Source organism: Aestuariivita sp., assembly GCF_021404545.1.
In the GTDB taxonomy this organism is placed as follows: domain Bacteria; phylum Pseudomonadota; class Alphaproteobacteria; order Rhodobacterales; family Rhodobacteraceae; genus Aestuariivita.
This window is the reverse complement of sequence record NZ_JAAWWD010000016.1, coordinates 1-24878: the sequence shown is the minus strand read 5'-3', so window position 1 is coordinate 24878 and position 24878 is coordinate 1. Positions and strand designations below refer to the sequence as shown.

27 protein-coding genes are annotated in these 24878 nt (G+C 61.3%); 14 read left to right on the top strand and 13 right to left on the bottom strand.

Annotation, left to right across the window (positions count from 1 at the left end; translation table 11 throughout):
• Positions 1-16: 16 nt before the first annotated feature.
• A complete protein-coding gene (locus HEP69_RS07830) occupies positions 17-1015 on the bottom strand; it encodes a polyprenyl synthetase family protein (RefSeq protein WP_290558001.1) in 999 nt (332 codons plus the stop codon).
• 54 nt (positions 1016-1069) lie between these two features.
• Here HEP69_RS07830 and HEP69_RS07825 point away from each other — a divergent pair, with 54 nt between their 5' ends.
• The 3 genes from HEP69_RS07825 (at position 1070) to HEP69_RS07815 (ending at position 2328) form a co-directional block, all read left to right on the top strand.
• A complete protein-coding gene (locus HEP69_RS07825) occupies positions 1070-1285 on the top strand; it encodes a DUF2007 domain-containing protein (RefSeq protein WP_290558000.1) in 216 nt (71 codons plus the stop codon).
• Positions 1282-2049, top strand: coding sequence for a methyltransferase (locus HEP69_RS07820; RefSeq protein WP_290557999.1), 768 nt, complete (start codon positions 1282-1284; stop codon positions 2047-2049). The genes HEP69_RS07825 and HEP69_RS07820 overlap by 4 nt, the downstream gene beginning before the upstream one ends.
• 114 nt (positions 2050-2163) lie before the next feature.
• The gene (locus HEP69_RS07815) at positions 2164-2328 is read left to right on the top strand and encodes a DUF465 domain-containing protein (protein WP_290557998.1); all 165 of its coding nucleotides are present in this window, start codon (positions 2164-2166) and stop codon (positions 2326-2328) included.
• Positions 2329-2352: 24 nt separating this feature from the next.
• On the opposite strand, the gene HEP69_RS07810 is transcribed toward HEP69_RS07815, so the two are convergent.
• From HEP69_RS07810 to HEP69_RS07790, 5 genes are all read right to left on the bottom strand, one after another.
• Complete coding sequence (locus HEP69_RS07810; protein WP_290557997.1) at positions 2353-3225, bottom strand: EamA family transporter; 873 nt, start codon at positions 3223-3225, stop codon at positions 2353-2355.
• Positions 3225-4169, bottom strand: a complete 945-nt coding sequence (locus HEP69_RS07805) for a transcriptional regulator GcvA (RefSeq protein WP_290557996.1) — start codon at positions 4167-4169, stop codon at positions 3225-3227. The genes HEP69_RS07810 and HEP69_RS07805 overlap by 1 nt, the downstream gene beginning before the upstream one ends.
• Before the next feature lie 321 nt (positions 4170-4490).
• Positions 4491-5213 (bottom strand): acetoacetyl-CoA reductase, encoded by a 723-nt coding sequence (phbB, locus tag HEP69_RS07800; protein ID WP_290557995.1) that lies wholly within the window; start codon positions 5211-5213, stop codon positions 4491-4493.
• Between the two features lie 132 nt (positions 5214-5345).
• The gene (locus tag HEP69_RS07795; protein WP_290557994.1) at positions 5346-6521 is read right to left on the bottom strand and encodes an acetyl-CoA C-acetyltransferase; all 1176 of its coding nucleotides are present in this window, start codon (positions 6519-6521) and stop codon (positions 5346-5348) included.
• A gap of 159 nt (positions 6522-6680) precedes the next feature.
• Complete coding sequence (locus HEP69_RS07790; RefSeq protein ID WP_290557993.1) at positions 6681-7517, bottom strand: EAL domain-containing protein; 837 nt, start codon at positions 7515-7517, stop codon at positions 6681-6683.
• A gap of 130 nt (positions 7518-7647) precedes the next feature.
• On the opposite strand from HEP69_RS07790, the gene HEP69_RS07785 reads away from it, so the two are divergent.
• Positions 7648-8217, top strand: a complete 570-nt coding sequence (locus tag HEP69_RS07785) for a DNA-3-methyladenine glycosylase I (RefSeq protein WP_290557992.1) — start codon at positions 7648-7650, stop codon at positions 8215-8217.
• Here the strand turns inward: HEP69_RS07785 and HEP69_RS07780 are convergent.
• The 3 genes from HEP69_RS07780 to HEP69_RS07770 are packed head-to-tail and all read right to left on the bottom strand — an operon-like array spanning position 8204 to position 10223.
• Positions 8204-8914, bottom strand: a complete 711-nt coding sequence (locus tag HEP69_RS07780; protein ID WP_290557991.1) for an SGNH/GDSL hydrolase family protein — start codon at positions 8912-8914, stop codon at positions 8204-8206. The genes HEP69_RS07785 and HEP69_RS07780 overlap by 14 nt on opposite strands.
• Positions 8911-9831 (bottom strand): sterol desaturase family protein, encoded by a 921-nt coding sequence (locus HEP69_RS07775; protein WP_290557990.1) that lies wholly within the window; start codon positions 9829-9831, stop codon positions 8911-8913. Before HEP69_RS07775 ends, HEP69_RS07780 begins: the two co-directional genes overlap by 4 nt.
• Positions 9825-10223 (bottom strand): hypothetical protein, encoded by a 399-nt coding sequence (locus HEP69_RS07770; protein ID WP_290557989.1) that lies wholly within the window; start codon positions 10221-10223, stop codon positions 9825-9827. Before HEP69_RS07770 ends, HEP69_RS07775 begins: the two co-directional genes overlap by 7 nt.
• A gap of 200 nt (positions 10224-10423) precedes the next feature.
• On the opposite strand from HEP69_RS07770, the gene HEP69_RS07765 reads away from it, so the two are divergent.
• The gene (locus tag HEP69_RS07765; protein ID WP_290557988.1) at positions 10424-11512 is read left to right on the top strand and encodes a serine hydrolase; all 1089 of its coding nucleotides are present in this window, start codon (positions 10424-10426) and stop codon (positions 11510-11512) included.
• A gap of 26 nt (positions 11513-11538) precedes the next feature.
• On the opposite strand, the gene HEP69_RS07760 is transcribed toward HEP69_RS07765, so the two are convergent.
• Positions 11539-12105, bottom strand: a complete 567-nt coding sequence (locus tag HEP69_RS07760; RefSeq protein WP_290557987.1) for a TlpA disulfide reductase family protein — start codon at positions 12103-12105, stop codon at positions 11539-11541.
• Positions 12106-12130: 25 nt separating this feature from the next.
• Here HEP69_RS07760 and argH point away from each other — a divergent pair, with 25 nt between their 5' ends.
• From argH to HEP69_RS07745, 3 genes are all read left to right on the top strand, one after another.
• Positions 12131-13522, top strand: a complete 1392-nt coding sequence (argH, locus tag HEP69_RS07755) for an argininosuccinate lyase (RefSeq protein ID WP_290557986.1) — start codon at positions 12131-12133, stop codon at positions 13520-13522.
• Positions 13523-13676: 154 nt separating this feature from the next.
• Positions 13677-13892: a hypothetical protein gene (locus HEP69_RS07750; RefSeq protein WP_290557985.1), complete on the top strand. Its 216-nt coding sequence runs from the start codon at positions 13677-13679 to the stop codon at positions 13890-13892.
• Position 13893: 1 nt separating this feature from the next.
• Complete coding sequence (locus HEP69_RS07745) at positions 13894-14211, top strand: DUF2834 domain-containing protein (RefSeq protein WP_290557984.1); 318 nt, start codon at positions 13894-13896, stop codon at positions 14209-14211.
• A 171-nt stretch (positions 14212-14382) separates the two neighbouring features.
• On the opposite strand, the gene HEP69_RS07740 is transcribed toward HEP69_RS07745, so the two are convergent.
• Both HEP69_RS07740 and HEP69_RS07735 read right to left on the bottom strand, forming a co-directional pair.
• Positions 14383-15756, bottom strand: a complete 1374-nt coding sequence (locus HEP69_RS07740) for an IS1182 family transposase (RefSeq protein WP_290557983.1) — start codon at positions 15754-15756, stop codon at positions 14383-14385.
• A gap of 173 nt (positions 15757-15929) precedes the next feature.
• Positions 15930-16556, bottom strand: coding sequence for a hypothetical protein (locus HEP69_RS07735; protein ID WP_290557982.1), 627 nt, complete (start codon positions 16554-16556; stop codon positions 15930-15932).
• 182 nt (positions 16557-16738) lie between these two features.
• Here HEP69_RS07735 and lysA point away from each other — a divergent pair, with 182 nt between their 5' ends.
• Together lysA and HEP69_RS07725 are read left to right on the top strand one after the other, a co-directional pair.
• Positions 16739-18004, top strand: coding sequence for a diaminopimelate decarboxylase (gene lysA / locus HEP69_RS07730; protein WP_290557981.1), 1266 nt, complete (start codon positions 16739-16741; stop codon positions 18002-18004).
• A 34-nt stretch (positions 18005-18038) separates the two neighbouring features.
• On the top strand, positions 18039-20645 hold the full coding sequence (locus HEP69_RS07725) for a TIGR02302 family protein (protein ID WP_290557980.1): 2607 nt from the start codon (positions 18039-18041) through the stop codon (positions 20643-20645).
• Positions 20646-20753: 108 nt separating this feature from the next.
• Here HEP69_RS07725 and HEP69_RS07720 read toward each other — a convergent pair whose 3' ends face one another.
• Positions 20754-21578: a zinc-ribbon domain-containing protein gene (locus HEP69_RS07720; protein WP_290557979.1), complete on the bottom strand. Its 825-nt coding sequence runs from the start codon at positions 21576-21578 to the stop codon at positions 20754-20756.
• A gap of 193 nt (positions 21579-21771) precedes the next feature.
• Here HEP69_RS07720 and HEP69_RS07715 point away from each other — a divergent pair, with 193 nt between their 5' ends.
• From HEP69_RS07715 to HEP69_RS07700, 4 genes are read left to right on the top strand one after another with little or no spacing between them, the layout of a single operon-like run.
• Positions 21772-22449 (top strand): ATP-binding cassette domain-containing protein, encoded by a 678-nt coding sequence (locus HEP69_RS07715; protein ID WP_290557978.1) that lies wholly within the window; start codon positions 21772-21774, stop codon positions 22447-22449.
• A complete protein-coding gene (locus HEP69_RS07710; RefSeq protein ID WP_290557977.1) occupies positions 22449-23345 on the top strand; it encodes a cell division protein FtsX in 897 nt (298 codons plus the stop codon). Before HEP69_RS07715 ends, HEP69_RS07710 begins: the two co-directional genes overlap by 1 nt.
• Complete coding sequence (locus HEP69_RS07705) at positions 23345-24094, top strand: lysophospholipid acyltransferase family protein (protein WP_290557976.1); 750 nt, start codon at positions 23345-23347, stop codon at positions 24092-24094. Before HEP69_RS07710 ends, HEP69_RS07705 begins: the two co-directional genes overlap by 1 nt.
• Positions 24072-24674 (top strand): pyridoxamine 5'-phosphate oxidase family protein, encoded by a 603-nt coding sequence (locus HEP69_RS07700; RefSeq protein ID WP_290557975.1) that lies wholly within the window; start codon positions 24072-24074, stop codon positions 24672-24674. Before HEP69_RS07705 ends, HEP69_RS07700 begins: the two co-directional genes overlap by 23 nt.
• Positions 24675-24878: the final 204 nt, after the last annotated feature.

Here is a 24878-nt window from a genome sequence, read left to right as displayed (position 1 = left end):
GTCCCGCCGGCCGCCGTCAGTTCAAACGGTCCACAACGTAATCCGCCAGATCATGAAGCATGCTGCGGATCGGATGCGAAGGCAGGGTCAGGATCGACACGCGCGCCTTTTCTGCCCAATGGTTGGCGTCTGCGCGGGTCGCCTCCAATGCGTCATATTTGCCCATCAGGCGCAGCGCCTCTGCAAGATCGCCCTCTTCCTGACGGCCCTTTTCAATCGTCCGTACCCAGAATGCGCGCTCTGTTTCGGTGGCCTGGGCCACCGCTTTGATCACGGGCAAAGTCAGCTTCCGCTCGCGAAAATCGTCGCCAATATTCTTGCCCGTGGCTCCGCTGTCGCCCTGATAATCTAGCAGATCATCGGCAATCTGGAAGGCGATCCCCAACGCATCTCCATAGTCGAACAGCGCGCGTACATGCGTCTGTGACGCTCCCGCGATCACACCGCCGACCTCGGTCGCGGCAGAGAACAGCGCCGCTGTCTTGCCGCGCACGACCTTGAGATAGATCTCTTCGGTGGTCGCCAGGTTTTGCGCGGCGGTCAGTTGCAGCACCTCGCCTTCAGCAATGGTGGCAGCCGCGTTCGACAGGATACTCAGTACACGCAGGTTGCCGGTTTCTGTCATCAACTGAAACGACCGAGCAAAGAGATAATCCCCGACCAGCACGCTGGATTGATTGTCCCACAGCAGATTGGCCGTGGGGCGCCCGCGCCGTTGCTGGCTTTCATCCACCACATCGTCATGCAACAGCGTTGCGGTGTGAATGAACTCGACCGTTGCGGCCAGATGCACATGGTAGGGGCCGGGATAGCCACACATCACCGCACTGGCCAAGGTCAGCATCGGGCGCAGACGCTTGCCGCCTGCCTCGACCAGATGCGCTGTGACTTCCGGGATGCGTGGTGCGTGTTCCGATGCCATCCGCTCGCGGATCAGCGCGTTGACGGACCCCATGTCATCGGCCAGCGCATCGGCCAGCCGCTCATGCGGTTTTTGCGATGCAGCGATGTCCATCACACTCCTGCTAGCAGGCTCGACAACGGCCTGGCTTATCCTTAGATCGACCCCATGAAGGAACTGCTGCGCACCACCGATCCAACCGTGATGGCCTTTGCCTCGGCCCTTCTTGAGGGCGAGGATATACCCTGCTTTCCGTTGGACGTAAATATGAGCATCCTGCATGGCGGCATCGCTGCGATCCCACGTCGCATGATGGTACGTGAGCAGGATTACGATCGCGCTTTGCGCGTGATGCATGACAACGAAATTGATCTGGGGCGGTGACCGAACCGGACACGCGGGATGCCTTTCTGGGCGGTCGGTTGCATCTTTGGCAACCGCGCCGGGGATACCGTGCGGGCATTGATCCGGTCCTGTTGGCCGCTGCTGTTCCGGCCAAGCCGGGGCAGAGCGTTCTCGATCTGGGATGCGGTGTCGGGGCCGCCGCCCTGTGCTTGCATTGCCGTGTGCCAGAGCTTGCTCTCACCGGGGTCGAGCGTCAGGGCCGTTACGCCGATCTTGCCCGGCGCAACGCCGCCGCCGCGCAAGCCCGGATGGAGGTTGTTGAGGCTGACCTGACTGCGCTCCCGTCTGCTCAGAGGCAGCAACAGTTTGACCACGTGATCGCCAACCCCCCCTATTACCAGCCCCAAACGCGCAGCCGCGCCGCAGATGCCGGCCGCGAGGCCGCCCTGGCCGAAGACACCCCTCTGGAGCGGTGGATCGATGTTGCCGCCCGCAGGCTGGCGCCGAAGGGGATGGTGCACCTGATCCAGCGCGCCAATCGGTTGCCCGCGCTTTTGGCCGCAATTCAGACCCGCTTGGGCAGTCCGGAGATCCTGCCCATCGCGCCGCGCGCGGATCGCGCGGCGGAGTTGATCCTCCTGCGGGCTCGAAAAGGCGGGCGGGCGGCATTCCGGCTGCATGCACCGCTGATTCTGCACGACGGACCACAGCATGTGCGGGACGAAGACAGCTACCGGCCCGAGATCTCGGCGGTGCTGCGCGATGCTGCGCCGCTCGGGTGGCCCGGCGCGCAGCACGGCTAATCGCGCAACTTGCGGTTTAACGCTTTGTTTCCCATATGATGCGTACGCAGCGTGACAGGGGCCGGTAAGTATGCTCCACTCACGTTACAACGCTTTTTAACAGGAGGATTGCCCATGAGCCTGAGCTCGCATCTGTCACAACTGAAAAAAAAGCACCATCTCCTTGATATGCAGGTCGAGGAAGCGCAGCGCGCCCCGGGTGTTGACGGACTGCAAGTGGCCACGCTGAAAAAGCAAAAGCTGAAATTAAAGGAAGAGATTGAGCGACTGTCAGACTGAGGCGGGATCTGTTTCCCAACCTCTTTAGATCCGTTGCTTTGACAGGCTGGCCCGCGCAGCAAGCACGGCGCCGCCTGTAATCAAAAGGGCCGAGAGCGCCAGAATCCAACCGGGTTCGGCGATCCCGGCCCCGACAAGCACGAGGGTGGACAACAGCGGAGCTGCATAGGACGCGGTCCCGAGAAGTTGGATATCTCCCTGCTTGACCCCAATATCCCAGACAAAAAACGCAAGCCCCACCGGGCCCAGACCCAGCCCGAGGATCGCGGCCCAACCCAGCGTATCTGCGGGCCAGACAGTCTCCTCCAGCGTCAGATGCAGCAGGCCCGAAAGGATCGCGGTCGCAATGCAAAACACCGCAACGGTGGCGGTTGGCACCTGACCGAACCGGCGGGACAGCACCGAATATCCCGACCATGTCAGCGCACAAAGCAACGCAAGACCGTAACCTGGCAGATATTGTGTCTGGAACCCGCCTGACCCGCCCGACACCAGCAGACCTGCTCCGGCAAAGCTGACACAGGCGCCGACGATGTGACCTGTGCGCAGACGTTCTCCGGGCAAAAGGCCCGAAAAAACCACAATGAGGAGCGGCCAAAGATAGGCAATCAGACCTGCCTCAGCCGCGGGCGCCAGCCGCAGAGCCGAGAAATAGAGCGCGTGATACCCAAAGAGGCCGAGTGTCCCAAAGACATAAATGCCAAGCGGGACGGTGCGCAACGATCGCAGCCCGCCTTGTGCAGCCGTCCAGATGAGGCCCAACACACCGCCGATTGAAAAGCAGATCGCGTTCAACAACAGCGGAGGGGTGGGTGCCGAGCCCACGGTGAACAGCGCCAGAAGCGACCACAAAAGGACGGCCAAGAAACCGATGAACGTTGCTCTGCTGCGTGTCATTACGGTGCGACATCCTCGGCGGGTATGATCGTCAGCCCCTCGGATACGGATGTCGTCTTTTCGATTTCCGCCAATATCCAGTCCCGCAACGCTTTGATATGGGGGCGATTCTCCGCCCCTTTGGGACAGACAAAGCGAAAATGCGCCTTGGTCGACAGGGCAATCCCATAACGTGCCACGAGCCGTCCTTCAAAGAGATCCTTGACCACCAACGCGCGCCTGCCCAGCACAATACCGACACCCGCAAGAGCGGCGTCAACTGCGTGATCGGCCTGCGAGAATCGCGGACCATGCGTGGGTATATAGCTGATGCCGACCGCGCGAAACCAGGCTGGCCAATCGCAAGGTGGATCCAGGAAATTGATCGAATCGTCAAAGATCAGCGGCGCCTTGGTCAGGCTTTCGGGCGTCGGGAACCGTTCGGCCAAGTCCGGGGTCATGACCGGAGTGACCCACTCATTTGCCAAAGGGATCGCGAAATACTCCGCATCCGGACCATAGCCAAAGCGGATCGCGACATCGACCTCATCACGGTTAAAATCCATCATCCTGAGGCTTGCGATGAAACGCAGGTCAATCTCGGGATGTTCCTGTGCGAATTGGTAAAGGCGCGGGGCCATCCATTTGGCCGTAAAGGCCGGGCCCGCAGTGACATTCAGCGTCGTGGTGTCGTGCAACCGGCGGGTCGCGCGCCAGGACGACGTCAGGGTTTGAAAGGCATCCTCAACCCCCGGAGCAAGGGTTCGCCCCGCTTCGGTCAGCTCAACGGCCCGGTTCAAACGCCGGAACAGCGGTTGGCCCAGATGCTCTTCCAGCGACTTGATCTGGAAGGACAGCGCCGCGGGCGTGACGTTCAACTCTTCGGCTGCCTTGGCAAAGGACATGTGCCGCGCGGCCGCATCGAATGCGCGCATGGCTGTCAACGGAGGGAGTCGATCACTCATGCCACTTAAGTAAAACTAAACCGAAGCAATGAAAAGTCTCGTTTGTCGGATGGGGCGAAAGCGCTCATATTCATATCAAGAAAACACATAAACGCAGATCACAAAGGAGCCCGCACGATGTTGGAAGCAACCACAAACCCCGCCGCCCGCAAAGGAATCGAAGCCGCCCATGTCGAACGCGCACAGGCGATCAAGGATGCATTCGCGTGGCTCTTTCCATCCAAGACTTCCCGCTGAGCGTTTGGCGCCAGACGCACTTACGGGATGACGAAGGGCCGGTCCTTGTGAGGACCGGCCCTTTTTCCTTCGACCGCGGTAGGCTCAGACGAAGAACTGCGCCCCATTGGCCGAGATCGTCGATCCGTTGATAAAGCCCGCATCGTCGGATGCCAGGAACGCAACGCAGCGCGCGATTTCCTCGGGCTCACCCAGACGGCCTGCGGGGATCTGACTGATGATTGATTCGCGCACCTTTTCCGGCACTGCCATAACCATTTCGGTCGCGATATAGCCGGGGCACACTGCATTGGCCGTGATACCTGCCCGGGCACCTTCCTGGGCCAGAGATTTCACGATGCCCAGATCGCCCGCCTTGGTCGCCGCATAGTTTACTTGCGCGAACTGGCCTTTCTGCCCGTTGATGGAACTGATCACAATGATACGTCCAAACTTGCGCTCCCGCATGCCGGGCCAGATGGGATGGACAGTGTTGAATACGCCCGTAAGGTTGGTGTCGATGACCTGATGCCACATCTCGGGTGTCATCTTGTGGAACGGCGCATCGCGGGTGATGCCGGCATTGGCCACCACAATGTCGATGGGGCCTAGATCGGCCTCGACCTGTTCGATCCCGGCCTTGGAACTGTCATAATCGGCGACGTTCCATTTGTAGGTTTTGATGCCGGTCGCTTCGGTAAACTTGGAGGCGGCTTCGTCATTGCCGGCATAGGTTGCCGCAACCTCATAGCCTTCGGATTTCAGTTTCTTCGAGATGGCTTCGCCGATCCCGCGGCTGCCGCCGGTCACAAGTGCTACACGCGCCATAGATGTGGTCCTCCAGAGTTCATTCAGTAACGTTGTTACGCGGCAAGCTTCTGCGGCGCAATATTATTTCTCCGTCGATGCGGAATCTACGATCCGGGGCGGAGGGCTGCGCGCACCCCGCCCCTTTTTGGATCAGTCGCGCTCGACGCAGAGGGCCACGCCCATACCGCCGCCGATACACAAAGTGGCCAGGCCTTTCTTGGCATCGCGCCGCTTCATCTCGAAGAGCAGCGTGTTGAGAACGCGTGCGCCCGAGGCACCGATGGGGTGGCCGATGGCGATGGCGCCGCCGTTCACATTCACGATTTCAGGATCCCAACCCATGTCCTTGTTCACCGCACAGGCTTGCGCGGCAAAGGCTTCGTTGGCTTCGACCAGATCCAGATCATCGACGCTCCAGCCTGCTTTTTCCAGCGCTTTGCGGGATGCATAGATTGGCCCCACGCCCATGATCGACGGGTCGAGGCCCGCAGTGGCGTAGGAGGCGATGCGCGCCAATGGTTCGATCCCGCGCTTTTCGGCGTTTTCGGCACTCATCAGCAGCGCACCCGCCGCACCATCATTGAGGCCAGAGGCATTGGCGGCCGTGACCGAGCCGTCCTTGGCAAAAGCGGGCCGCAGTTTCTGCATTGCTTCCATCGTCGCGCCGTGGCGAATGTACTCGTCCTTTTCCATCACGATCTCTCCCTTGCGGGTCTTGATGGTGAAGGGCACGATTTCATCGGCGAACTTGCCCGCCTTTTGCGCGGCTTCGGCCTTGTTCTGCGAAGAGACGGCGAATGCGTCCTGCATATCGCGGGAGATCTGCCATTTCTCGGCTACGTTTTCAGCCGTTTGACCCATGTGATAGCCGTTAAAGGCGTCCCACAGTCCGTCGCGGATCATTGTGTCGATATACGACATATCGCCCATTTTGTGCCCGGCGCGCAGGGCGGCGGCATGGGGGCTGAGCGTCATATTCTCCTGACCGCCGGCGGCCACAATCTCGGCATCGCCCAGCTGGATATGCTGAGCGGCCAACGCGACCGCGCGCAGGCCTGAACCGCAGACCTGATTGATGCCCCAGGCGGCCGATTCCTGCGGCAGGCCTGCATTGATGTGTGCCTGACGGGCGGGGTTCTGGCCCTGGGCCGCGGTCAGGACCTGACCCAGGATGGTTTCTGATACCTCTGACTTATCGATCCCGGCGCGGTCAACCAACGCTTCTAGAACGGCAGTGCCCAGATCATGGGCCGGGGTATTGGCGAAGCTTCCACCGAAACTGCCGACACCGGTACGGGCGGCGGATGCGATTACGACATTGGTCATGTGTCCTGTCCTCTGGATCTGTGTCTGGACGGACGCATCAGCGGTGCATGACATCGACTAGCCAGGCCCACCCTTTGCCCGTCTTCGCGATTGCAATACCGGTTGTTCACTCAACCGGCAACAGACAGTGTGTCTCAGGTCAGGGTGTGTGGCGGGGAATCAGGCAGATCGCGCGCGATTTGCGGGCAGCCAGAGCCGTCGGACCGATGGCGGGCCAAACAGAAAACCTTGCAGGCAATCGACGCCTACGTCGGCCAGATATGCAGCGTCAGCGGCGTCCTCGACCTTGGAGGCGACCGTAAACATATCAAACTGGTTTGCGACAGACATCAGCGCGCCTGTGACCACCTGTTTATCCGGGTCGGCATGGATTCCGTTGATGAACTGTCCGTCGATCTTGACCGCGTCGAAATAGAAGTCCTTGAAATAGCGCACCGCTGACAGGCCCGCCCCATAGTTATCCAGCGCGAAACAGACCCCGGTGGTTTGCAGCTCGGCCATGAAACCGATCACGATATCGGGCACCTTCATCGCTGACTCCTCGGTAATTTCAAGGATCAGACGCTCGCCAAGCGTCGGGTCCTTGAGCAAAAAACCCTCTAGAATCCTGATCCAGCGCTTATAGCCGACGGATCGCGCCGACATGTTTATCGACAGCCGTAGCTGGGGATGCTCCCTGAGCACCTCCAGCCCGAGTTTCAGCGACATGCAATCCAGTTTTCTGCCCAGCTCGCTCTCCTCGGCGGCGGCCATGAACTGCGCGGCGGGGATCACGCGACCGGTCTCATCCAGCACCCGCAGCAACCCTTCGTAAAACGCAACATTCCGCTGGGCGCTCGCCTGCATGACGGGTTGAAAGGCCAGCAGCACCTCTCCCGCGGCGAGCGCGCGATCGACATTGATCAATACGGCATCGTTACGGAGCGTTACGGCAAGGTTCAGCGGGTTTTCGGCCCCGGGTGGCAGATCAGCCAACCGGGCGTCGGTCTTGGGCATGCGGGCGCCTTTCCTTACAGCGAGGTCTGGGCCAAGAATGGGCGTAAACCTCCTAATGTTCGCTTAAACCGGGCATGTGGTTTTAGGTGCTTTGGAATGCTGAAAGATGCGCAGGCAAGGAGGGTTGCGAATGGAGAGATGCGGATGGGCGGGGCCGGACCAGATCTACCTGGACTATCACGACACGGAATGGGGCGTGCCCGAATATGACAGCCGCGCCTTGTGGGAAAAGCTGATCCTGGATGGGTTTCAAGCTGGGCTGAGCTGGATCACCATCTTGAAAAAGCGCGACAATTTCCGGGCGGCCTTCGCGAATTTCGATCCCAACGTCATTGCCGGATGGGGCGAAGCGGAGGTGACCCGCCTGCTGGCGGATCCCGGGATCATCCGGCATCGCGGCAAGATCCAAGCCACCATTGGCAACGCTCAGGCGTGGCAACGGATCGAGGAGGGGGTCGGGTTCGATCGATTCTTGTGGGAGTATGTCGGAGGCACCCCATTACAAAACAGCTGGCGCAGCCTGGAGGAGGTGCCCGCCTTCACCCCGCTTTCGGAACAGATCTCCAAAGATCTGAAGAAAGCCGGATTTCGGTTTTGCGGACCGACCATCGTCTATGCCTTCATGCAGGCGACCGGGCTGGTGAACGATCATCTGGTGGGCTGTCCGCGACATGAGCCGGTGCGTGCTATGGCGCGATGATCTGATCGGCCAATATCTTTGCCCAGGCGGCATAGACCTCCGGTCCGGGATGGAAGCCGTCTTCGGCCATGTGACTGACGTCAAGGTCAAAGACCATTGATGAAAGGTTCACCTGCGGATGGTCTGCCGCCAGCCCGCTCAGCGCGCGATCAAACCGGGTGGCCTGGCGGCCAAGAACCCAGCGCAGCGGATGCGGCAGCAGGGGAAACTCTCCCATCGGCGGCAGCCCCGAGAGGCAGATGCGCCGGACGCCGAAACGGTCGGTCAACAGGTGGATAAGACGGCGTTGCTGACGCATCCAGACCGGCAGCGGCACGGCACGCGTCACATCGTTGACCCCGAGCGCCACAACCGCCACATCGAACCGGGCGTCCTCAAGGCGGGCCACGCGATCCAGCGCGGCGCGGGTGGTCGCACCGGTGCGTGCTTCCAGCCGCCACGTGACACGGTGATGGGCCGAAAGGCGCGCCACCAACTGGCCCGCCAACGCTTCGTCCTGATGCCGGGCACCTACGCCCGCAGCCGAACTGTCACCCAGAACCAGCAGTCTCAGGTCCGGCCCGCTGCCCGCCGCGCCCTGGCGTGGGCCTGCCGCCTCGGGCAGTTTCAGCGCCCGTCGGCGCACTTGCAAAGCCTGGGCCACCAACACCGGAAAAAGCGCCACGCGTGCGGGCATGTCGATCAGATAATGGCTCATTGAAACCCGGGCGTTCCGGCATCTTCGGGGTCGCGCCTGAGATGCTTGGCCTTGATTGTCTCGGAGGTGTCGCGGCTGCCGTCATGGCTCCATCCCGGCGGGGCCACGGCATACATCAGCCGCTGGCGCAGGGTCAGGCCCCTTTGGGTCATGTCGCGGAAAATGCCCACCCATTCGTGAAACGCCACCCGGATCGGGTTGAAGGTGCCCAGGTTCTGCACCAAGCCATAGTCGGGCTTTTCGGCGTCAAGCTCGGGCACGAAGGTGCCGAACATCTTGTCCCAGATGATGAAGACCCCCGCGTAATTGGCATCGAGATAGCGTGCGTTCCGTCCGTGATGAACCCGGTGATGTGACGGCGTATTCATCACCGCCTCGAACCAGCGGGGCATGCGTTTGATCGCCTCGGTATGGATCCAGAACTGATAGATCAGGTTCAGACCGCCACAAAAGAGCACCATCGCCGGGTGAAACCCCACAAGAATCAGCGGTGCGCGCACGATCATCATGAAAGTGAACGTGCCGGTCCAGGTCTGCCTGAGCGCGGTGGTCAGGTTGTAATGCTGGGACGAGTGGTGGTTCACATGGCTGGCCCAGACCCAGCGGATGCGATGGCCGAAGCGATGCACCCAGTAATATCGCAGATCGTCCAGCACAAAGCATAAGGCGACCACCCAGACCGACGTTCCCAGATCCAGCGGTGTGAGCGCCCAGAGGAACATGAAGAACCCCCAGACGATAAATCCCAAAAGGATGCCCGAGGCCACATTGCCCGCCCCCATGATCAGGGAGGTCACCGCATCGCGCGTCTCGTATCGACCGCCGCGATGTTTGACGAGGATCCAGGTCAGCTCGATCAGGATGGCCGCAATGAAGAATGGAACGGCCCATTGGACCACATCGGGGTATGTCAGCATATCGGCCCTTGCGGATAGATCAGGTTTTGCCAGACGAGGCGTTCGTCTTCGTCCAGATGCAGGTGAACTTTGGGGGCGGTATAGTCGTGAAAAAGAACCGACAGCCCGTGCGGCTCATCCATGATGTCGAAATCCAAAAGATGGCGTGCGACGGTATCGGCGCCCATGACCCACAAAAGCCCGGGCCCCTGTTCGGTGATCACCAGGGCGGCATGCTGGTCATGGGTGATCCAGACCGACGCAATCTGATCGTCGGGGTAATGACGCGCCCATTCGCTGCGGGCGTCCTGCTCATCCAACTCGCGCGGTTTGGCCAGCCCGGCCAGCCATGTCAGGCCCGCGATGCCCGCGATTCCGACAACCACCAGGATAAGGAGCAGTTCGATTGGCATGGGTTCTCCCTTAGCCGGAATTGAACAGCACGCTGTGGGATCGTGTCAAAGGGGGCGTGGCGTCATCGGCGATCAGCTTTAGGGTCGGGCGACATGTTCCGGGACCCCATCAAAATGCAAACCCCGCCATCGGATGCTGACCGTTGCCTTTGCGTGAGGGTCGCCGGATAAGATGACATCGCGATCAAGGAGCCGGAGTGATGCACAAACGTGTCTTTGACTGCAAAGGCCTTATGGCTGTCATATTTGTACTTGCGGCGGCCCTGATCCTGCCTGCGCAGCGATCCTTGGCCCAGCCGCTCGATCAGGCCATCCAACAGAGTTTCGGAGCGGGTCAGTTGCCGGGGCTGCATAGTGCAATCATTGATATCGCGGATGAGCGTCTGGCCGAAGTGTACTTTTCCGACGAAGATGAGATATGGGGCACCTCATTGGGGCTGCGCACCCATGGGCCCGACACACTGCACGATCTGCGATCGGTGACCAAGTCGGTGGTTGGGCTGCTCTATGGGATCGCATTGGCCGAAGGCGCGGTTCCGGAAACAGACATGCCGCTCTATGCCCAGTTCCCGCAATACCCAGATCTGCTTGCCGAGCCGGGCCGCGACCGCATTCTTGTCGAGCACGCCCTGTCGATGCAGATGGGCACGAAATGGTCCGAGGATCTGCCCTATACCGACCCCCGCAACAGCGAGATCGCAATGGAGCGTGCCGCTGACCGCTATCGCTATGTTCTGGAGCAGCCAATCCAGGAGAAACCCGGCAGGACCTGGATCTATAGCGGCGGAGCCGTTGCGCTGCTCGGCAAGCTGATCGAGGCCGGATCCGGCCTGCCGATCGATGTCTATGCCAAAGAGCGGCTTTTTGATCCGCTGGGCATCGACCGGTTTGAATGGATGAGAGGGGTCGACGGCGTTCCCTCGGCGGCGTCCGGATTGCGCCTGACGCTTCCTGACCTCGCAAAGATCGGGCGGTTGGTCGCGCAGGACGGTACCTTTGGCGGAAAGCGGATCGTACCTGCGGATTGGATCTTCAGATCGACCCGGCCTCGCGCCAACCTGAGCGAGGGGTTTGGGTATGGCTATCTCTGGTATCTGGCCGGATCGGAGCAGAATCAGGTCGTCATCGCGGTCGGGAATGGTGGTCAACGGCTGACCGTGCAGCCTCGGCACGGTCTGGTCGTGGCCTCGTTCGCTGGTCTTTACAATGAACCAAACAGTTGGAAGACGTCGCTCAGGATCGTCTCGAATTTTGCGGTGCCGGAGGCCAAGCGCCGTCTCGCCCGGTGAGGCATGCGCCGCCGCTTTTGGCCCCATCACCCCTGGCCGCTGTTCACCAATGCCGCGATGATCGCCTTGGCATTGTCGGAGGCCCAATCCGCATCGCCGCGCAGGCGGGCGACCTCATTGCCTTGGGGGTCGATGATTACCGTTATCGGCAATCCGAAAATGCCCATCTCCTTGGCGACATTCTGGCGTGGATCCTGGTGGCGGGGCAGGTTGGTGATCCCGGTTTCCTTGAAGAACTTCACGATGCCCTGGGGGGAGTTGCGCCCCGTGGCCAGCGTCACCACCTCGAATGTCTCTCCGCCGAATTCGTCCTGCAACTCAGCCAGCATCGGCATTTCCTTGCGGCAGGGCGCGCACCAGGTGGCCCAGAAGTTCAGCAGCACCCATTTGCCACGATAATCCGACAGCTGCCCTTCGCCGGCATCGTCGGCCAGAATGAAGTGTGCATCCGAGACAGGCATGGGCTCGTCATGAAACACCAGTTTTCTCATATCGCCCTCGCGCATCTCCGCGATGGCGGACAGGTCCGCCAGGGCAGTGTTTGCACCAAGGAACAGCGAGGTGTAGAGGAGCGCGGCAAAGAGTTTTTTCATAACCCCTCCCAAAAGGGCAGATAAGATGAGCGATACGACCTCGAACCAGATGTGGGGCGGCCGGTTTGCGGCAGGCCCGGACGCGATCATGGAGGCAATCAATGCCTCGATCGGGTTCGACCAGCGCATGGCGGCTCAGGACATCAGCGGCTCAAGGGCCCACGCCGCGATGCTCGCCGCGCAAGGCATTATCAGTGATAGCGATGCAGACGCGATCCGGGAAGGGCTGCTCACGGTCTTGTCAGAGATCGAGGCGGGCACCTTTACGTTTTCAGCCGCCCTCGAAGACATCCACATGAATGTGGAAGCGCGGCTGAAGGAGGTTATAGGGGAGCCCGCTGGGCGGCTGCATACCGGGCGCAGCCGTAACGATCAGGTCGCCACGGATTTTAAACTGTGGGTGCGCGACCAGTTGGATGCCGCTGATGCCGGGCTGATCGCGCTGATTCGCGCGCTTCTGGATCAGGCAGAGGCCGGGTCCGATTGGGTCATGCCCGGCTTCACCCATCTGCAAACCGCCCAGCCCGTGACCTGGGGCCACCACATGATGGCCTATGTGGAGATGTTTGGGCGCGATCTGAGCCGGGTGCGCGACGCCCGCGCGCGCATGAATGAAAGCCCGTTGGGGGCCGCCGCGCTGGCGGGCACCTCTTTTCCGATCGACCGCGGGATGACGGCGCAGGCGCTGGGCTTTGACCGGCCCGCTGCCAATTCTCTGGATGCGGTCAGCGACCGGGATTTCGCGCTGGAGTTTCTGAGCACAGCGTCGATCTGCGCCATGCATCTAAGCCGGTTTGCCGAAGAGCTGGTGATCTGGTCTTCGGCCCAGTTTCGGTTTGTCAGCTTGTCGGACCGCTTCTCCACCGGATCATCCATCATGCCGCAAAAGAAAAATCCCGACGCGGCCGAACTGATCCGAGCCAAGGTGGGGCGGATCTTCGGTGCCAATACGGCGCTGATGATGGTGATGAAGGGACTGCCGCTGGCCTATTCAAAGGACATGCAGGAAGACAAGGAACAGGTCTTTGACGCCGCCGACAACTGGATGCTGGCGCTGGCTGCGATGGAAGGCATGGTCAAGGACATGACCGCCAACCGCGATAGTCTGGCGGCTGCTGCGGGGTCGGGTTTTTCCACCGCGACCGATCTGGCCGATTGGCTGGTCCGGGTGCTGGGCATGCCGTTCCGCGAGGCCCATCACATCACCGGCAGCCTTGTGGCCCTGGCCGAAGGCAAGGGCTGTGACCTGCCGGATCTGAGCCTTGCGGACATGCAGTCGGTCCATGGCGAGATCACCGCGGATGTCTTTGATGTCCTCGGTGTTGAAAATTCGGTAAACTCACGCACATCTTATGGGGGGACTGCACCCGCACAGGTGCGCGCGCAGATCGCCCGATGGAGGAGGACCCTCGGATGATGCGTTTCGTATGCGCGCTGTGTTGTGTCATGGGATTGGCCGCGTGCCAATCGCCAACACCGTCCTATGAGCGCGCCCAGATCGGGGGCCAACCGACCGAGCCCGGGATCCGCGTCAGCGGAGATGCCCGGTTTGGGATCTCGGTGCGGCCGTGATGCCTCGCGGGACAGCCCTTTTCCTGTCTCTGGCCCTCCTTGCGGCCTGCGGTGTGGATGGCGAACCGCAACAGCCAGAGCCGACCGATGGCCAACCGGGCGTGCGGGTGTCGGGCGATGCGCGGGTTGGCATCGCGGTCGGTCAGAGCGGCACACGCGGTTACGGCGCGGTGTCGCTGAACAATGGCCCGGTTACACTCAGCGTGGGGTTCTGACATGTCGCCGCTTAGGATGATCTATCTGGCGCTGGCGATCTGGGGCACGATCCACCCGATGTACTATTTCATCTCTTGGTTCAACGAAAACGGCTTTGACATTCTGGCGATGGTCGACGCCTGGCACGTGAACGCGGCCACCAGCGGTCTGGTCTGGGATCTGACAGTGGCCGCCGTGACGCTGACCGTCTTCATCATCGCCGAGGTCGCGGTGCGCCGCAACTGGATCGGCCTGATCGCGATCCCGGCTACATTCTGCATCGGGGTCAGCTGCGGGCTGCCGCTCTATCTGTTTCTAAGGTCGCGCCCCGTTCAGTGAGCTGTCTGAATACGATGTGCCCAAGCGTCTCAAACGGGGCATTTCCCCCGGCGCGTCGGCATGTATCGCCGCTGTTGAATGTGGGGGAGGTCCGCAACCGTTCGATTGTGTTGCAGAAGTCGCCGATTGGGCGTGGTCTGGATGGAGCCGCAATGGTCTGCGCACACCTTTTCACCCGGTTGGCTCGGGCTCTGGGATCAGCTTTGCCAGTTTGCGGAGGTTTTGGGCGGTTGCTGCAAATTGGAACTGTTCGTATGCGCCTTTGGGTCCTCGAAGTCGCATCATTGGCACGCCGATGTATCGCTTCAGATGGGCGAAGAGCATCTCGACTTTCCGCCTCTGGATAAACGAGGTCATGTAGGCATCGGTTTTGCGGATATCGCAGGGGACATCTCGGGCCGCTTCGTGGACGGACCGCATCACACGTCGGCCGGGGTCACCAGGGCAGCACTGTGGTTTGAGTGGACACGCATCGCAGTCGTGTTTTGACGCGCGGTATCGGATGAACCCGTCTTTACCTCCATTGGGCTTTCGCGGCTTGGAGAAATTCCGACGATATGTTTGGAGGGCCTTCCCGTTTAGGCAGGTATAGCTGTCGGTCGCAGGGTCATAGGTAAAATCTTCGCGTGAGAACGTGCCATCCGTTCGCTTCGATTTATCCCAGACCGGGATATGCGGAGCGATGCCGCGCTCTTCTACCAACCAGCCCAACATCTCCGCGGATCCGTAGCCTGTGTCGCCGACCAGCTTGTCTGGGGTCAGGGCAAAGCGGTCTGTGATCCGGTCGATCATGCGTCGGGCGGCAAAGGCCTCAGCGGTCCGGATCGGCACGGATGGTTCCACATCCACGATCACGGCATTGTCCAAGTCCACCATATAGTTAGTGGAGTACGCGAAGAAGGCTGCCCCGCCATCTGCCCCTGTCCAGCGCGCAGCGGGATCGACCGGTGAGATGTATTTGGGGACGACTTTGGTGGAGGCCCCGAATGCAGCGTCATCCAGTGTTTCGAGATATTCCTCTACCATGCGGGTGGTCAGTTCTGGGGGTAGACCTTCCTTGTTTTCAATCCCGCGCGTTTGGTTCGCATTGGCAGGGATAAGGCTGGCATCGACGCCGAAGCTCTCCACGCCGACAAGGCCTTCGTCGATGCAGCGACGCAGCACCTTCTCAAACAAATGGCGAAATAACCCGCTCTCCCGAAAGCGCCCGTGCCGGTTCTTTGAAAAAGTAGAATGGTCTGGCACAGGGTCCGTCAGGTCGAGCCTGTAAAACCATCTGTAGGCCAGATTGACATGAACCTCCTCGCAGAGCCACCGCTCGGATCGAATGCCTTGGCAGTAGCCCAACAACAGCATTCGGATCATCAGCTCAGGGTCAACTGATGGCCGCCCATGCGAACTATAGGAAGGCGCCAGAAGAGGCCGAACCTCAGAGAGGTCAAGGAAACGATCAATGCTGCGCAGCGGGTGATCCCTGGGCACAAACTCCTCGATCAAAAACTCATAAAACAGCGCACCCTGCGCCACTTGCCACGGTCCCATCATCGCCACACCTCCACTCTCAAAACGAGTGAATCAGCGCCAGACCAACCAATCAACGGACTTCTTCAACACTATCCGGATTTTGCGGCCGTTCGTCGCTATCTGCAAAGGTCTGCTTTAGTGAAAGGAATCGAACGCCAACTGCCGGTCGAATGCAGGAACATGAAAAATGTCAGTTAGTTTTTGCCGACATTACGCTGTATCATCTCTAACAACTCCTGGGCATTGGGAACGTAATCGAAGGTGACAATTGAAGTGACCTTGTCCCGCAGAACTGAATGACCAGAATGAGCAAGTCCCCAGCCGAATGGTTGCACCTGATTGACAGAAAACAAGGTCCCGATTTGTATTGAGGGATATGGGCGGCTTGCAATCACGGAATATGGGTATGATGCGGAGTGCGGGCAGGACACGACATACAATCGCACGCCAAAACGCCAGTTTCGCCCGCGACGGCAGATAATGGCGCGTTTATCGGTCACAAGATAGGCAAGGTTACACAGCACATACTGGCGTTGACTGGCTTGGTGTACTGAGATTCCAATGAACATCAATGTCGCGGCACTGTATACCCAGATCGCGTCCGTGCGATTAAGCCGAGCGTCAGGATCAATGAATACCAGCGTGCTCCACATGACAATAACCCCGACAAGAATAGCAATGTGGGTTTTTCTCTCGTACCCGACGACCTCATAGAAGCGCCGCCCATAGCCGGGCACGCCGGACCATAGCAAACGCTCATCGGACTCAAGTATTTTGTCCAAGTCGGCGTGATCCAAACTTAGTATCGTGATGTTCTGCATCCGGCCGCTCCTAATCTGAATTAAAGTCTAATGCGACCTTTTTAAGCCGAGGTTGGGGCTCCGTCTCGCCGTTGGCTCCGACACGGGCCATTCTTTGCACCAGGTGCATGTCAGACGAAAGATCCCTTCCGTGCCGCGCAAAGCTGCGCTAGACCTCCCCGTCTGACCAACGGAGCCGATCCATGGACCATTTCCTCTACCGCGACGGCGCGCTTTACGCCGAGGACGTGCCCGTGGCCGAGATCGCGGCGCAGGTCGGCACACCTTTCTATCTCTACTCGACGGCCACGCTGGTCCGCCATTTTCGCCTCTTCGACGAGGCGCTGGCGGGCATGGATCATCTGATCTGCTATGCCATGAAGGCGGCCAGCAATCAGGCCATCCTGAAAACACTCGCCGCCGAAGGGGCGGGGATGGATGTGGTGTCGGGCGGTGAATACCGCCGCGCGCGGGCCGCCGGTGTGCCGGGGGAGCGAATCGTTTTCTCCGGCGTGGGCAAAACAGCAGAGGAGATCCGGCTGGCCCTGGACGGCGGCGTGCGCCAGTTCAACGTCGAATCCGAGCCGGAGATGCAGGTGCTCAGCGCTGTTGCCTCAAAAATGGGCAAAACCGCGCCGATCACGATCCGGGTCAATCCGGATGTGGATGCCAAGACCCACGCCAAGATCGCCACCGGCAAGTCCGAGAACAAGTTTGGCATCCCGATCTCGCGCGCGCGGGAGGTTTATGCCATGGCCGCCGCCCTGCCGGGGATCGAGGTGATCGGCATCGACGTTCATATCGGCAGCCAGTTGACCGAGCTAGAGCCGTTCGAGCTGGCCTATACCAAAGTGGCCGAACTGACCGAGGTCCTGCGCGCGGATGGGCATGATATCCGGCGTCTCGATCTGGGCGGGGGGTTGGGCATTCCCTATACCCGGTCGAACGAAGCACCCCCGCTGCCGCTGGATTATGGCGCGCTGATCAAACGCAATGTGGGTCATCTGGGCTGTGAGATCGAGATCGAGCCGGGTCGTCTGATCGTCGGTAATGCGGGCATTCTGGTAAGCGAGGTGATCTATGTGAAATCCGGCGAGGGGCGCGATTTCCTGATCCTTGACGGCGCGATGAACGACCTGATCCGCCCCGCGATGTATGAGGCTTATCACGACATTGTCCCGGTGATCGAGCCCGCACCGGGCACCGAACAGGCGCCCTTCGATATCGTGGGCCCGGTCTGCGAAAGTGGCGATACCTTTGCCCGGCAGCGCCTGATGCCGCCGCTGATCGCGGGGGATCTGGTGGCGTTTCGCAGTGCTGGTGCCTATGGCGCGGTAATGGCCAGCGAGTACAATTCGCGCCCGCTCGTGCCGGAGGTTCTGGTCCATGGCGATCAATTCGCGGTTATCCGCCCAAGACCGACCTTTGACGAAATGATCAATCGCGATACCATACCAGAGTGGCTATAACGCTATTCCGCGTTCAGCCACGCCGGAGATCGCAATGGGTGTATCCCAAAGGTCCGCTTCGGACCCCGTTCTGAGAAAGCTGCGCCTGCCGCTTGCGCTGACGCGTCTGGGCATGGTCGCGGAACGTGTGCTGCGCTGTTTCTGGCCTCTGTTTTCTCTGGTGATGGTGGTTCTTGCGGCCCTCATGCTGGGTCTGCACGATGCCCTGCCGGTCGAGGTCGTGTGGGCTGCGAGCGTGCTGTCGGTTCTTGCCGCACTGGTCTTTTTCGCGCTGGGCGCGCGGGCGCTGCGCTGGCCCAGCCGCATGGAGGCCTTGGCGCGGTTGGATGAAAGCCTGCCGGGCCGACCCATTCAGGCGCTGATGGACGATCAGGCCATTGGCGTGGAGGATCCCGCATCGGCCGCTGTGTGGCGCGCGCACCAGGCCCGCATGGCCAAGAAAATGGACGACGCGCGGGCGGTGAAGCCCGATCTGCGCATTGCCGAGAGGGATCCCTTCGCGGTGCGCTATGTGGCTCTTTTGGCGCTGACGGTCGCGCTTTTGTTCGGCTCCATCCTGCGGGTGGGGTCGGTTGCCGATATGGGCCCCGGCAGCGCGCAGGCCGCCGCAGGCCCCAGCTGGGAAGGCTGGGCCGAGCCACCCCGTTATACCGGGCGGCCCACGATCTATCTGCCGGATGTGGCGCCGGGAACAGTGCGCTTGCCGGAAGGCACCAGAATCACCTTGCGATTTTATGGCGAGGTCGGCGCGCTGACCTTGGCCGAAACCGTCTCGGGCCGGACCGGGGATGTCCCGTCTGCCGCGGATCCGGTGCAGGAGTTTTCGATAACCGGGGATGGTGAGATCAGCATCGACGGGCCCGGCGGGCGCGGCTGGACGGTGGATATGATCACCGACACCGCGCCGGAGATATCCGTCTCGGGTCTGGCAGAGGCGGGCGCGGTGGGTGAGATGACCTTGCCCTTCACCGCCAGCGATGACTATGGCGTGGAAATGGGCGAGGCGGTCATCACCCTTGACCTCGACGCGGTCGAGCGCCGCTATGGTCTGCTCACCGAACCGGAGCCGCGCGAATCAGTCACCGTGCCCCTGCCGATGCCGATCACTGGCGATCGCGCCATGTTCGAGGAGAACCTGATCGAGGATTTCTCGCAGCATCCTTGGGCCAACCTGCCGGTTACGATCACGCTTTCGGCGACGGACGCGGCTGGCAACCAGACGATCGCCGAAGGCGTGGCGACACCTCTGCCCGCGCGGCGGTTCTTTGATCCCCTGGCGGCCTCGATCGCCGAGCAGCGGCGCGATCTTATGTGGTCGCGCGAAAACGCGCCGCGCGTTTCGCAGGTTTTGCGTGCCGTGTCGCATCTTCCCGACGGGTTCTTCCGCTCGGAAACCGCGTATCTGCGCCTGCGCTTCATCCTTCGGCGCCTGGAGACACAGACCAGCATTGGGCTGACAGGTGAGGTGCGCGACGAGATTGCGGCCGCCTTATGGGATCTGGCCGTATTGCTGGAGGAGGGCGATCTCAGCGATGCGCTTGAGCGGATGCGCCGCGCCCAGGAGCGGCTGAGCGAAGCGATGCGCAATGGTGCTTCGGATCAGGAGATTGCCGAGTTGATGCAGGAACTACGCCAGGCCACCGATGACTATCTGCGCCAGCTATCGCGGCAGGCTCAGCAGGACGGTCAGCAGGGCGAACAAGGCCAGCAGCAACAGTCCGAAAACGCCATGCAGATGACACAGGATGATCTGCAACGGATGATGGACCGCATTCAGGAGCTGATGGAGCAAGGCCGCATGGCCGAGGCCCAGCAGGCCCTGGAGGAATTCCAGCGCATGATGGAGAATATGCGTGTCACCCAGGGACAGGGTCAGAACGGCCAATCCGAAGGGCAACGCGCCATGGAAGGTCTGGCTGAGACACTGCGCGATCAGCAGGGGCTGAGCGATCAGGCATTCCGCGATCTTCAGGAACAGTTCAATCCCGATGCTCAGGCCGGTGAGAACCAAGGCAACGAAGGCCGCAGCGGCGGTCAGGGGCGCGGTGCGGAACACAGCGGCCAGCCCGGTGAAGGCCAAGGCCAGGGTCAGGGCGACGGCAGCCAGCAGCAGGGCCAGAACGGCGGTCAGGCCGGGGACGGCGGCATGGAGCAATCGTTGGCCGAACGCCAGCGCGCCCTGCGTGATGAGCTGCGTCGCCAGCAAGGGCAACTGCCCGGTGCGGGCACCGCTGAAGGGGACGCGGCGCGAGACGCGCTTGATCGGGCCGGCCGCGCGATGGAAGGGGCCGAACAGGCCCTGCGCGAGGACGATCTGGCCGAAGCCATAGACCAGCAATCCGAAGCGATGGAGGCGCTGCGGGAAGGCATGCGGTCATTGGGCGAGGCGATGGCGCAGGAACAACAGGGCCAGCCGGGTCAGGGTATGGAAGGCGCCGATATGCGCGGCCAGAACCGCGATCCGCTGGGCCGCAATGCCGGTTCCAACGGCAATATCGGCACCGATGAAGGGCTCTTGCAGGGCGAGGATGTCTATCGCCGGGCACGTGAACTGTTGGACGAGATCCGGCGCAGATCCGGTGACGGGGAGCGACCCGATGTGGAGCTTGAGTACCTCAAGCGCCTGCTGGATCGGTTCTGAGCGCATTCCCTCCCGGCAGGGGCGGCTCGGCGCCATGGCTGAAGGTGCCGGGACAGTGTGTCGCGTGCCAGCGATAGGGCCTTTCTCCGGCAGGTTGCGGCAAGCCGTTCAGGGCAAAAACGCACCGATCTGGGTGTCGAGCCATTGTCGCGCCTGATCCACCAACAGAACATAACTGGTCAGCACAGACCCCAGTGCGGGCACCGTTTCGGCCAGTCGCGGCGCGTTCGCATATAGCAGCACCAGAAGCGTTACTACGATCAGCGGAATGGCAAAGCCTCGGGCAAAGCCGCTTTTGCGCGGCGCTTCGCCGAGATGGTCTTGCGCTCTGCCGTCGGCATGCGACCGAGTGGTCGAGGCCCGCAGGCTTGAATTGATCTCGTCGATATCGGGCAGTCGGTCCCGACGGGAGGCCTTGGCCGCTGCGGCGGCTGCGGCCACAGCCTCTTCGACGCTGGTGTCCTGCTCGGATCCGCGCAGCCGATCCATCCGGTCGCGCGCCTGGCGGGCCCTGCGTTCGGCATCGTCTGTTGTGTCGTCAAGGCCCAGATCGGGTTGGGTTTCCAAACCTGTCGCTTCCTCGGCGCGCAAGCGGGTTTCGTGTTCGGCCTCTTCTTGCAGGACGCTGGTGACCTCGGGATCCAGGCTGCGCGGCGCACGGGGCTCGGGCGTTTCTGCCTTGTCGACAGGAAGCTGATCGGGCAGCGCAGTTTCCTCAGGCTTGGGCATTTCCGCTGGCGCTTCGCCCAGATCATCCAGGGTGCTGCGCAGCTCATCCGGATCTGGCCCGACACCCTCGATCGGCGCGGCATCGGCATGCGGCTGAAACCAGGTGGTGCCGCAATTGGAGCATTGAACATCCCGCCCATCCTGCGGGATTACGTCATCCGGAACTTCGTATTGCGCGCCGCAATTGGGACATGTCAGCCGCATCCTGCCCTCTCGTTACAAAACACCTGTTCTGTGTGCCCGTTCTTTTCTTTTGCCTAAGCATATGTTTTCCAAGGCGAAGAAAAAAGCGGTAATTCAAACCCGGTATTTTGGCGTTGCCAATCTGCCCATCATGCATTGAAACGCCCGGGCCGCTGAGGCACAAGACTGCAAGATCTTTAAGGACGTCAATACCGTGATCGAGCTGGAAAACGTGGCCTACAGCTATGGCGGGGGGGAGCTTTTGAGCGATATCTCGGTGCGGTTGCAACCGGGGTCGTTCCATTTCCTCACCGGACCGTCGGGGGCAGGTAAGACCACACTGCTCAAACTGTGCTACGGTGCGCTCCTGCCGACGGCGGGGGTGCTACGCCTGTTCGAGACCGATCTGCGCGGGCTCGACCGGGATCAGGTGGCGCTGATGCGGCGGCGGATCGGCGTGGTTCATCAGGATTGCCGGTTTCTGGATCATCTGCCTCTGGCCGATAACGTGGCACTTCCTTTGATGGTGTCGGGGCGTGAAGTGGCGCAAGAGGCCGCGAACCTTGCCGAATTGCTGGCCTGGGTCGGTCTCACCAATCGGGCCGATGCGCGCCCGCCGGAACTGTCGGGGGGTGAACGCCAGCGCGCGGCATTGGCGCGTGCGCTGATCATGTCGCCGGATGTAATCCTGGCGGACGAGCCGACGGGCAATGTCGACTGGGAGATGTCGCAACGGTTGTTGCAATTGTTGGTTGAGCTGAATCGCATGGGCAAGACCGTGTTGATCGCCAGCCATGACTTGCAACTGATCCGATCAGCCAAGACACAGGTGCAGGCGCGGGTATTGCGTATCTCGAACCGTCGATTGCAACTGGCGGGGGCGGATCTCTGATGTGGGTGGCGGTCAAAGGATGGCTTGCGTCGGATGGACAAGCGGACCGGGTGGTGCCACCCACCGGGTTCACCGCGAACCTGACGGTTTTTGCCTCCGCCGCGATGGCCTTCCTGGCGGTGTTTGCTCTGGCGCTGTCGCTGGCGGCGGGCCGATTGGCGGATCGCTGGGCCGAGGAGTTGGCACGAAGTGCCACATTGCGGATCAGCGCTCCCGCCGAGCAGATGGCCACCCAGACCGAAGCGGCGCTCCGGGTGCTGCGTCAGACACCGGGCGTGGCCAGCGCACGTGCGTTGAGCCAGGAGGAACAGGCGGCCCTTCTTGCGCCCTGGTTCGGTGCCGAGTTGCCCCTGGATCAATTGCCTGTGCCACAGCTGATCGAGGTGATTGAGACCGCTCAGGGCTATGACACGGCGGGGTTGCGGTTGCGGCTGTCGGCCGAAGTGCCTGGGGCGGTTCTGGACGATCACACACGCTGGCGCAGACCCTTGGTGGAGGCCGCGGATAGCCTGCGGCGGCTTGGTCTGTTGTCGATCCTGCTGATCACCGGGGCAATGGCGGCGATGATCACGCTGGCGGCCAACGCGGCCCTGGCCGCGAACGGCCAGGTGATCGAGGTGTTGCGGCTGGTTGGTGGACAGGATCGCTTTATCGCGCGCGCTTTTGTCCGGCGCTTTACCCTGCGCGCCCTGATCGGAGGTTGCGTTGGCATGGCGTTGGGCGTTCTGGGCATGGCGCTCTTGCCGCAAAGCGCGGATCAGGGCGGATTTCTGACCGGTCTGAGCTTTCAGGGTGCGGGCTGGCTGTTCCCGCTGGCGATCCCCGCATTGGGCGCCGCGGTAGCCTTTGCCGCAACCCGCTATGCGGCGGGGCGGGTCTTGAAGGGGCTGAGCTGATGCCGCATCCGCTGCGCTGGGTGATATCGCTGGTCTTCGTGATCCAGATTTATCTGGCGATGCTGGTGATCGGTCTGATCTTTGCACCCTATGCGCTGATCTCGCGCGAGGGAGCGTTCAAGGCCTGCAAAACCTATTGCCGATGGGTGTTCTGGACCGCGCGTTGGATGGTGGGCATTCGCACCGAAGTCCGGGGAGAGGTGCCGACCGGCGAAGTGATGATCGCAGCCAAGCACCAATCCTTTCTGGATATCATGATGATTTTCAACGCCGTTCCACGCGGAAAGTTCATCATGAAACGCGAACTCCTTTGGACGCCGATCATCGGCATCTATGCCAAGCGGTTGGGCTGTGTCCCGGTGGATCGGGGCAAGCGGGGTGCCGCAATCGCCAAGATGGTGCGCGACGTGGCGAAGGAGTTTTCCGATCCCGGGCAGTTGATCATCTACAGTCAGGGCACCCGTGTGGCGCCGGGCGTGAGACAACCGTATAAGGTGGGCACCGGCATTCTCTATCAGGAACTGTCTCAGGTCTGCGTGCCGGCGGCGACGAATGTGGGCCTGTTCTGGCCGCGGACCGGGGTGTTGCGGAGCCCCGGCCTTGCAGTGGTCGAGTTTCTCGAACCGATCCCGCCCGGACGGGATCGCAAGGTATTCATGGCCGACCTGGAAAAGGCGGTCGAGGCGCGATCGGATGCGCTGATGGTTGAAGCGGGGTTTGAACCGAATGGACTTCATCAACACGGTTGAGGATTTGGCGGCGCTCTATGGCACGCCCGCCTCCGCCTCGCAACGCAAGGTCGCGCGGCATCTGACACCGCTTTACAGGCGCTGGATCATGGCCTCGCGGTTCTGTGTGCTCACCACGGTTGGGCCAGAGGGCACCGACGGCAGCCCGCGCGGCGATGACGGTCCGGTGGTTCTGGAACTGGATCCGGGAACGCTGGCCATGCCAGACTGGCGGGGCAATCAACGCCTGGACTCGTTGCGGAACGTGGTGACCGATGGGCGCGTGTCGCTGATGTTTATGGTGCCAGGATCCAGCACGGTTGTGCGGGTCAACGGGAAGGCGCGGGTGACGGCGGATGCCGAGTTGCGGACTCGGTTCGAAAGGACGGGGCGAGTGCCCGCGACCGTGATCGTCATCACCATTTCGGAGGTCTATACGCAATGCGCCCGCGCGGTGATTCGCGCGGACCTCTGGGCGCGTGATGATACCGCGGGACTTCCAACCGCGGGAGAGATCCTGGCGGAGATGACAAATGGCGAAGAGGGCGGAGTGCTCTATGACACCGCATGGCCCGCACGCGCCGCGAAAACCATGTGGTAGCTTGATCCACTAGGGTCTGTTGAGATTCATCGAGAGTTGATCAGTGCTGCACATGCGTAGATCATGGCGGCGAAACTGGTGTCTGTCTTGTCAGATCGCATTGCGATGCGGCGGAAGTCTTTTAGATTACAAAAGAAATTTCTAACCAAATGCCCCCAACCAACATCACAAGGGCCAATCCAAAGGGTGTCCCTTTGCACGTGC

Coding starts and splice junctions, on each gene's coding strand:
- HEP69_RS07830 (WP_290558001.1), bottom strand. CDS start 1,015: ATGGACATCGCTGCATCGCAAAAACCGCATGAGCGGCTGGCCGATGCG.
- HEP69_RS07825 (WP_290558000.1), top strand. CDS start 1,070: ATGAAGGAACTGCTGCGCACCACCGATCCAACCGTGATGGCCTTTGCC.
- HEP69_RS07815 (WP_290557998.1), top strand. CDS start 2,164: ATGAGCCTGAGCTCGCATCTGTCACAACTGAAAAAAAAGCACCATCTC.
- HEP69_RS07810 (WP_290557997.1), bottom strand. CDS start 3,225: ATGACACGCAGCAGAGCAACGTTCATCGGTTTCTTGGCCGTCCTTTTG.
- HEP69_RS07805 (WP_290557996.1), bottom strand. CDS start 4,169: ATGAGTGATCGACTCCCTCCGTTGACAGCCATGCGCGCATTCGATGCG.
- phbB (WP_290557995.1), bottom strand. CDS start 5,213: ATGGCGCGTGTAGCACTTGTGACCGGCGGCAGCCGCGGGATCGGCGAA.
- HEP69_RS07795 (WP_290557994.1), bottom strand. CDS start 6,521: ATGACCAATGTCGTAATCGCATCCGCCGCCCGTACCGGTGTCGGCAGT.
- HEP69_RS07790 (WP_290557993.1), bottom strand. CDS start 7,517: ATGCCCAAGACCGACGCCCGGTTGGCTGATCTGCCACCCGGGGCCGAA.
- HEP69_RS07785 (WP_290557992.1), top strand. CDS start 7,648: ATGGAGAGATGCGGATGGGCGGGGCCGGACCAGATCTACCTGGACTAT.
- HEP69_RS07780 (WP_290557991.1), bottom strand. CDS start 8,914: ATGAGCCATTATCTGATCGACATGCCCGCACGCGTGGCGCTTTTTCCG.
- HEP69_RS07775 (WP_290557990.1), bottom strand. CDS start 9,831: ATGCTGACATACCCCGATGTGGTCCAATGGGCCGTTCCATTCTTCATT.
- HEP69_RS07770 (WP_290557989.1), bottom strand. CDS start 10,223: ATGCCAATCGAACTGCTCCTTATCCTGGTGGTTGTCGGAATCGCGGGC.
- HEP69_RS07765 (WP_290557988.1), top strand. CDS start 10,424: ATGCACAAACGTGTCTTTGACTGCAAAGGCCTTATGGCTGTCATATTT.
- HEP69_RS07760 (WP_290557987.1), bottom strand. CDS start 12,105: ATGAAAAAACTCTTTGCCGCGCTCCTCTACACCTCGCTGTTCCTTGGT.
- argH (WP_290557986.1), top strand. CDS start 12,131: ATGAGCGATACGACCTCGAACCAGATGTGGGGCGGCCGGTTTGCGGCA.
- HEP69_RS07750 (WP_290557985.1), top strand. CDS start 13,677: ATGCCTCGCGGGACAGCCCTTTTCCTGTCTCTGGCCCTCCTTGCGGCC.
- HEP69_RS07745 (WP_290557984.1), top strand. CDS start 13,894: ATGTCGCCGCTTAGGATGATCTATCTGGCGCTGGCGATCTGGGGCACG.
- HEP69_RS07740 (WP_290557983.1), bottom strand. CDS start 15,756: ATGATGGGACCGTGGCAAGTGGCGCAGGGTGCGCTGTTTTATGAGTTT.
- HEP69_RS07735 (WP_290557982.1), bottom strand. CDS start 16,556: ATGCAGAACATCACGATACTAAGTTTGGATCACGCCGACTTGGACAAA.
- lysA (WP_290557981.1), top strand. CDS start 16,739: ATGGACCATTTCCTCTACCGCGACGGCGCGCTTTACGCCGAGGACGTG.
- HEP69_RS07725 (WP_290557980.1), top strand. CDS start 18,039: ATGGGTGTATCCCAAAGGTCCGCTTCGGACCCCGTTCTGAGAAAGCTG.
- HEP69_RS07720 (WP_290557979.1), bottom strand. CDS start 21,578: ATGCGGCTGACATGTCCCAATTGCGGCGCGCAATACGAAGTTCCGGAT.
- HEP69_RS07710 (WP_290557977.1), top strand. CDS start 22,449: ATGTGGGTGGCGGTCAAAGGATGGCTTGCGTCGGATGGACAAGCGGAC.
- HEP69_RS07705 (WP_290557976.1), top strand. CDS start 23,345: ATGCCGCATCCGCTGCGCTGGGTGATATCGCTGGTCTTCGTGATCCAG.
- HEP69_RS07700 (WP_290557975.1), top strand. CDS start 24,072: ATGGACTTCATCAACACGGTTGAGGATTTGGCGGCGCTCTATGGCACG.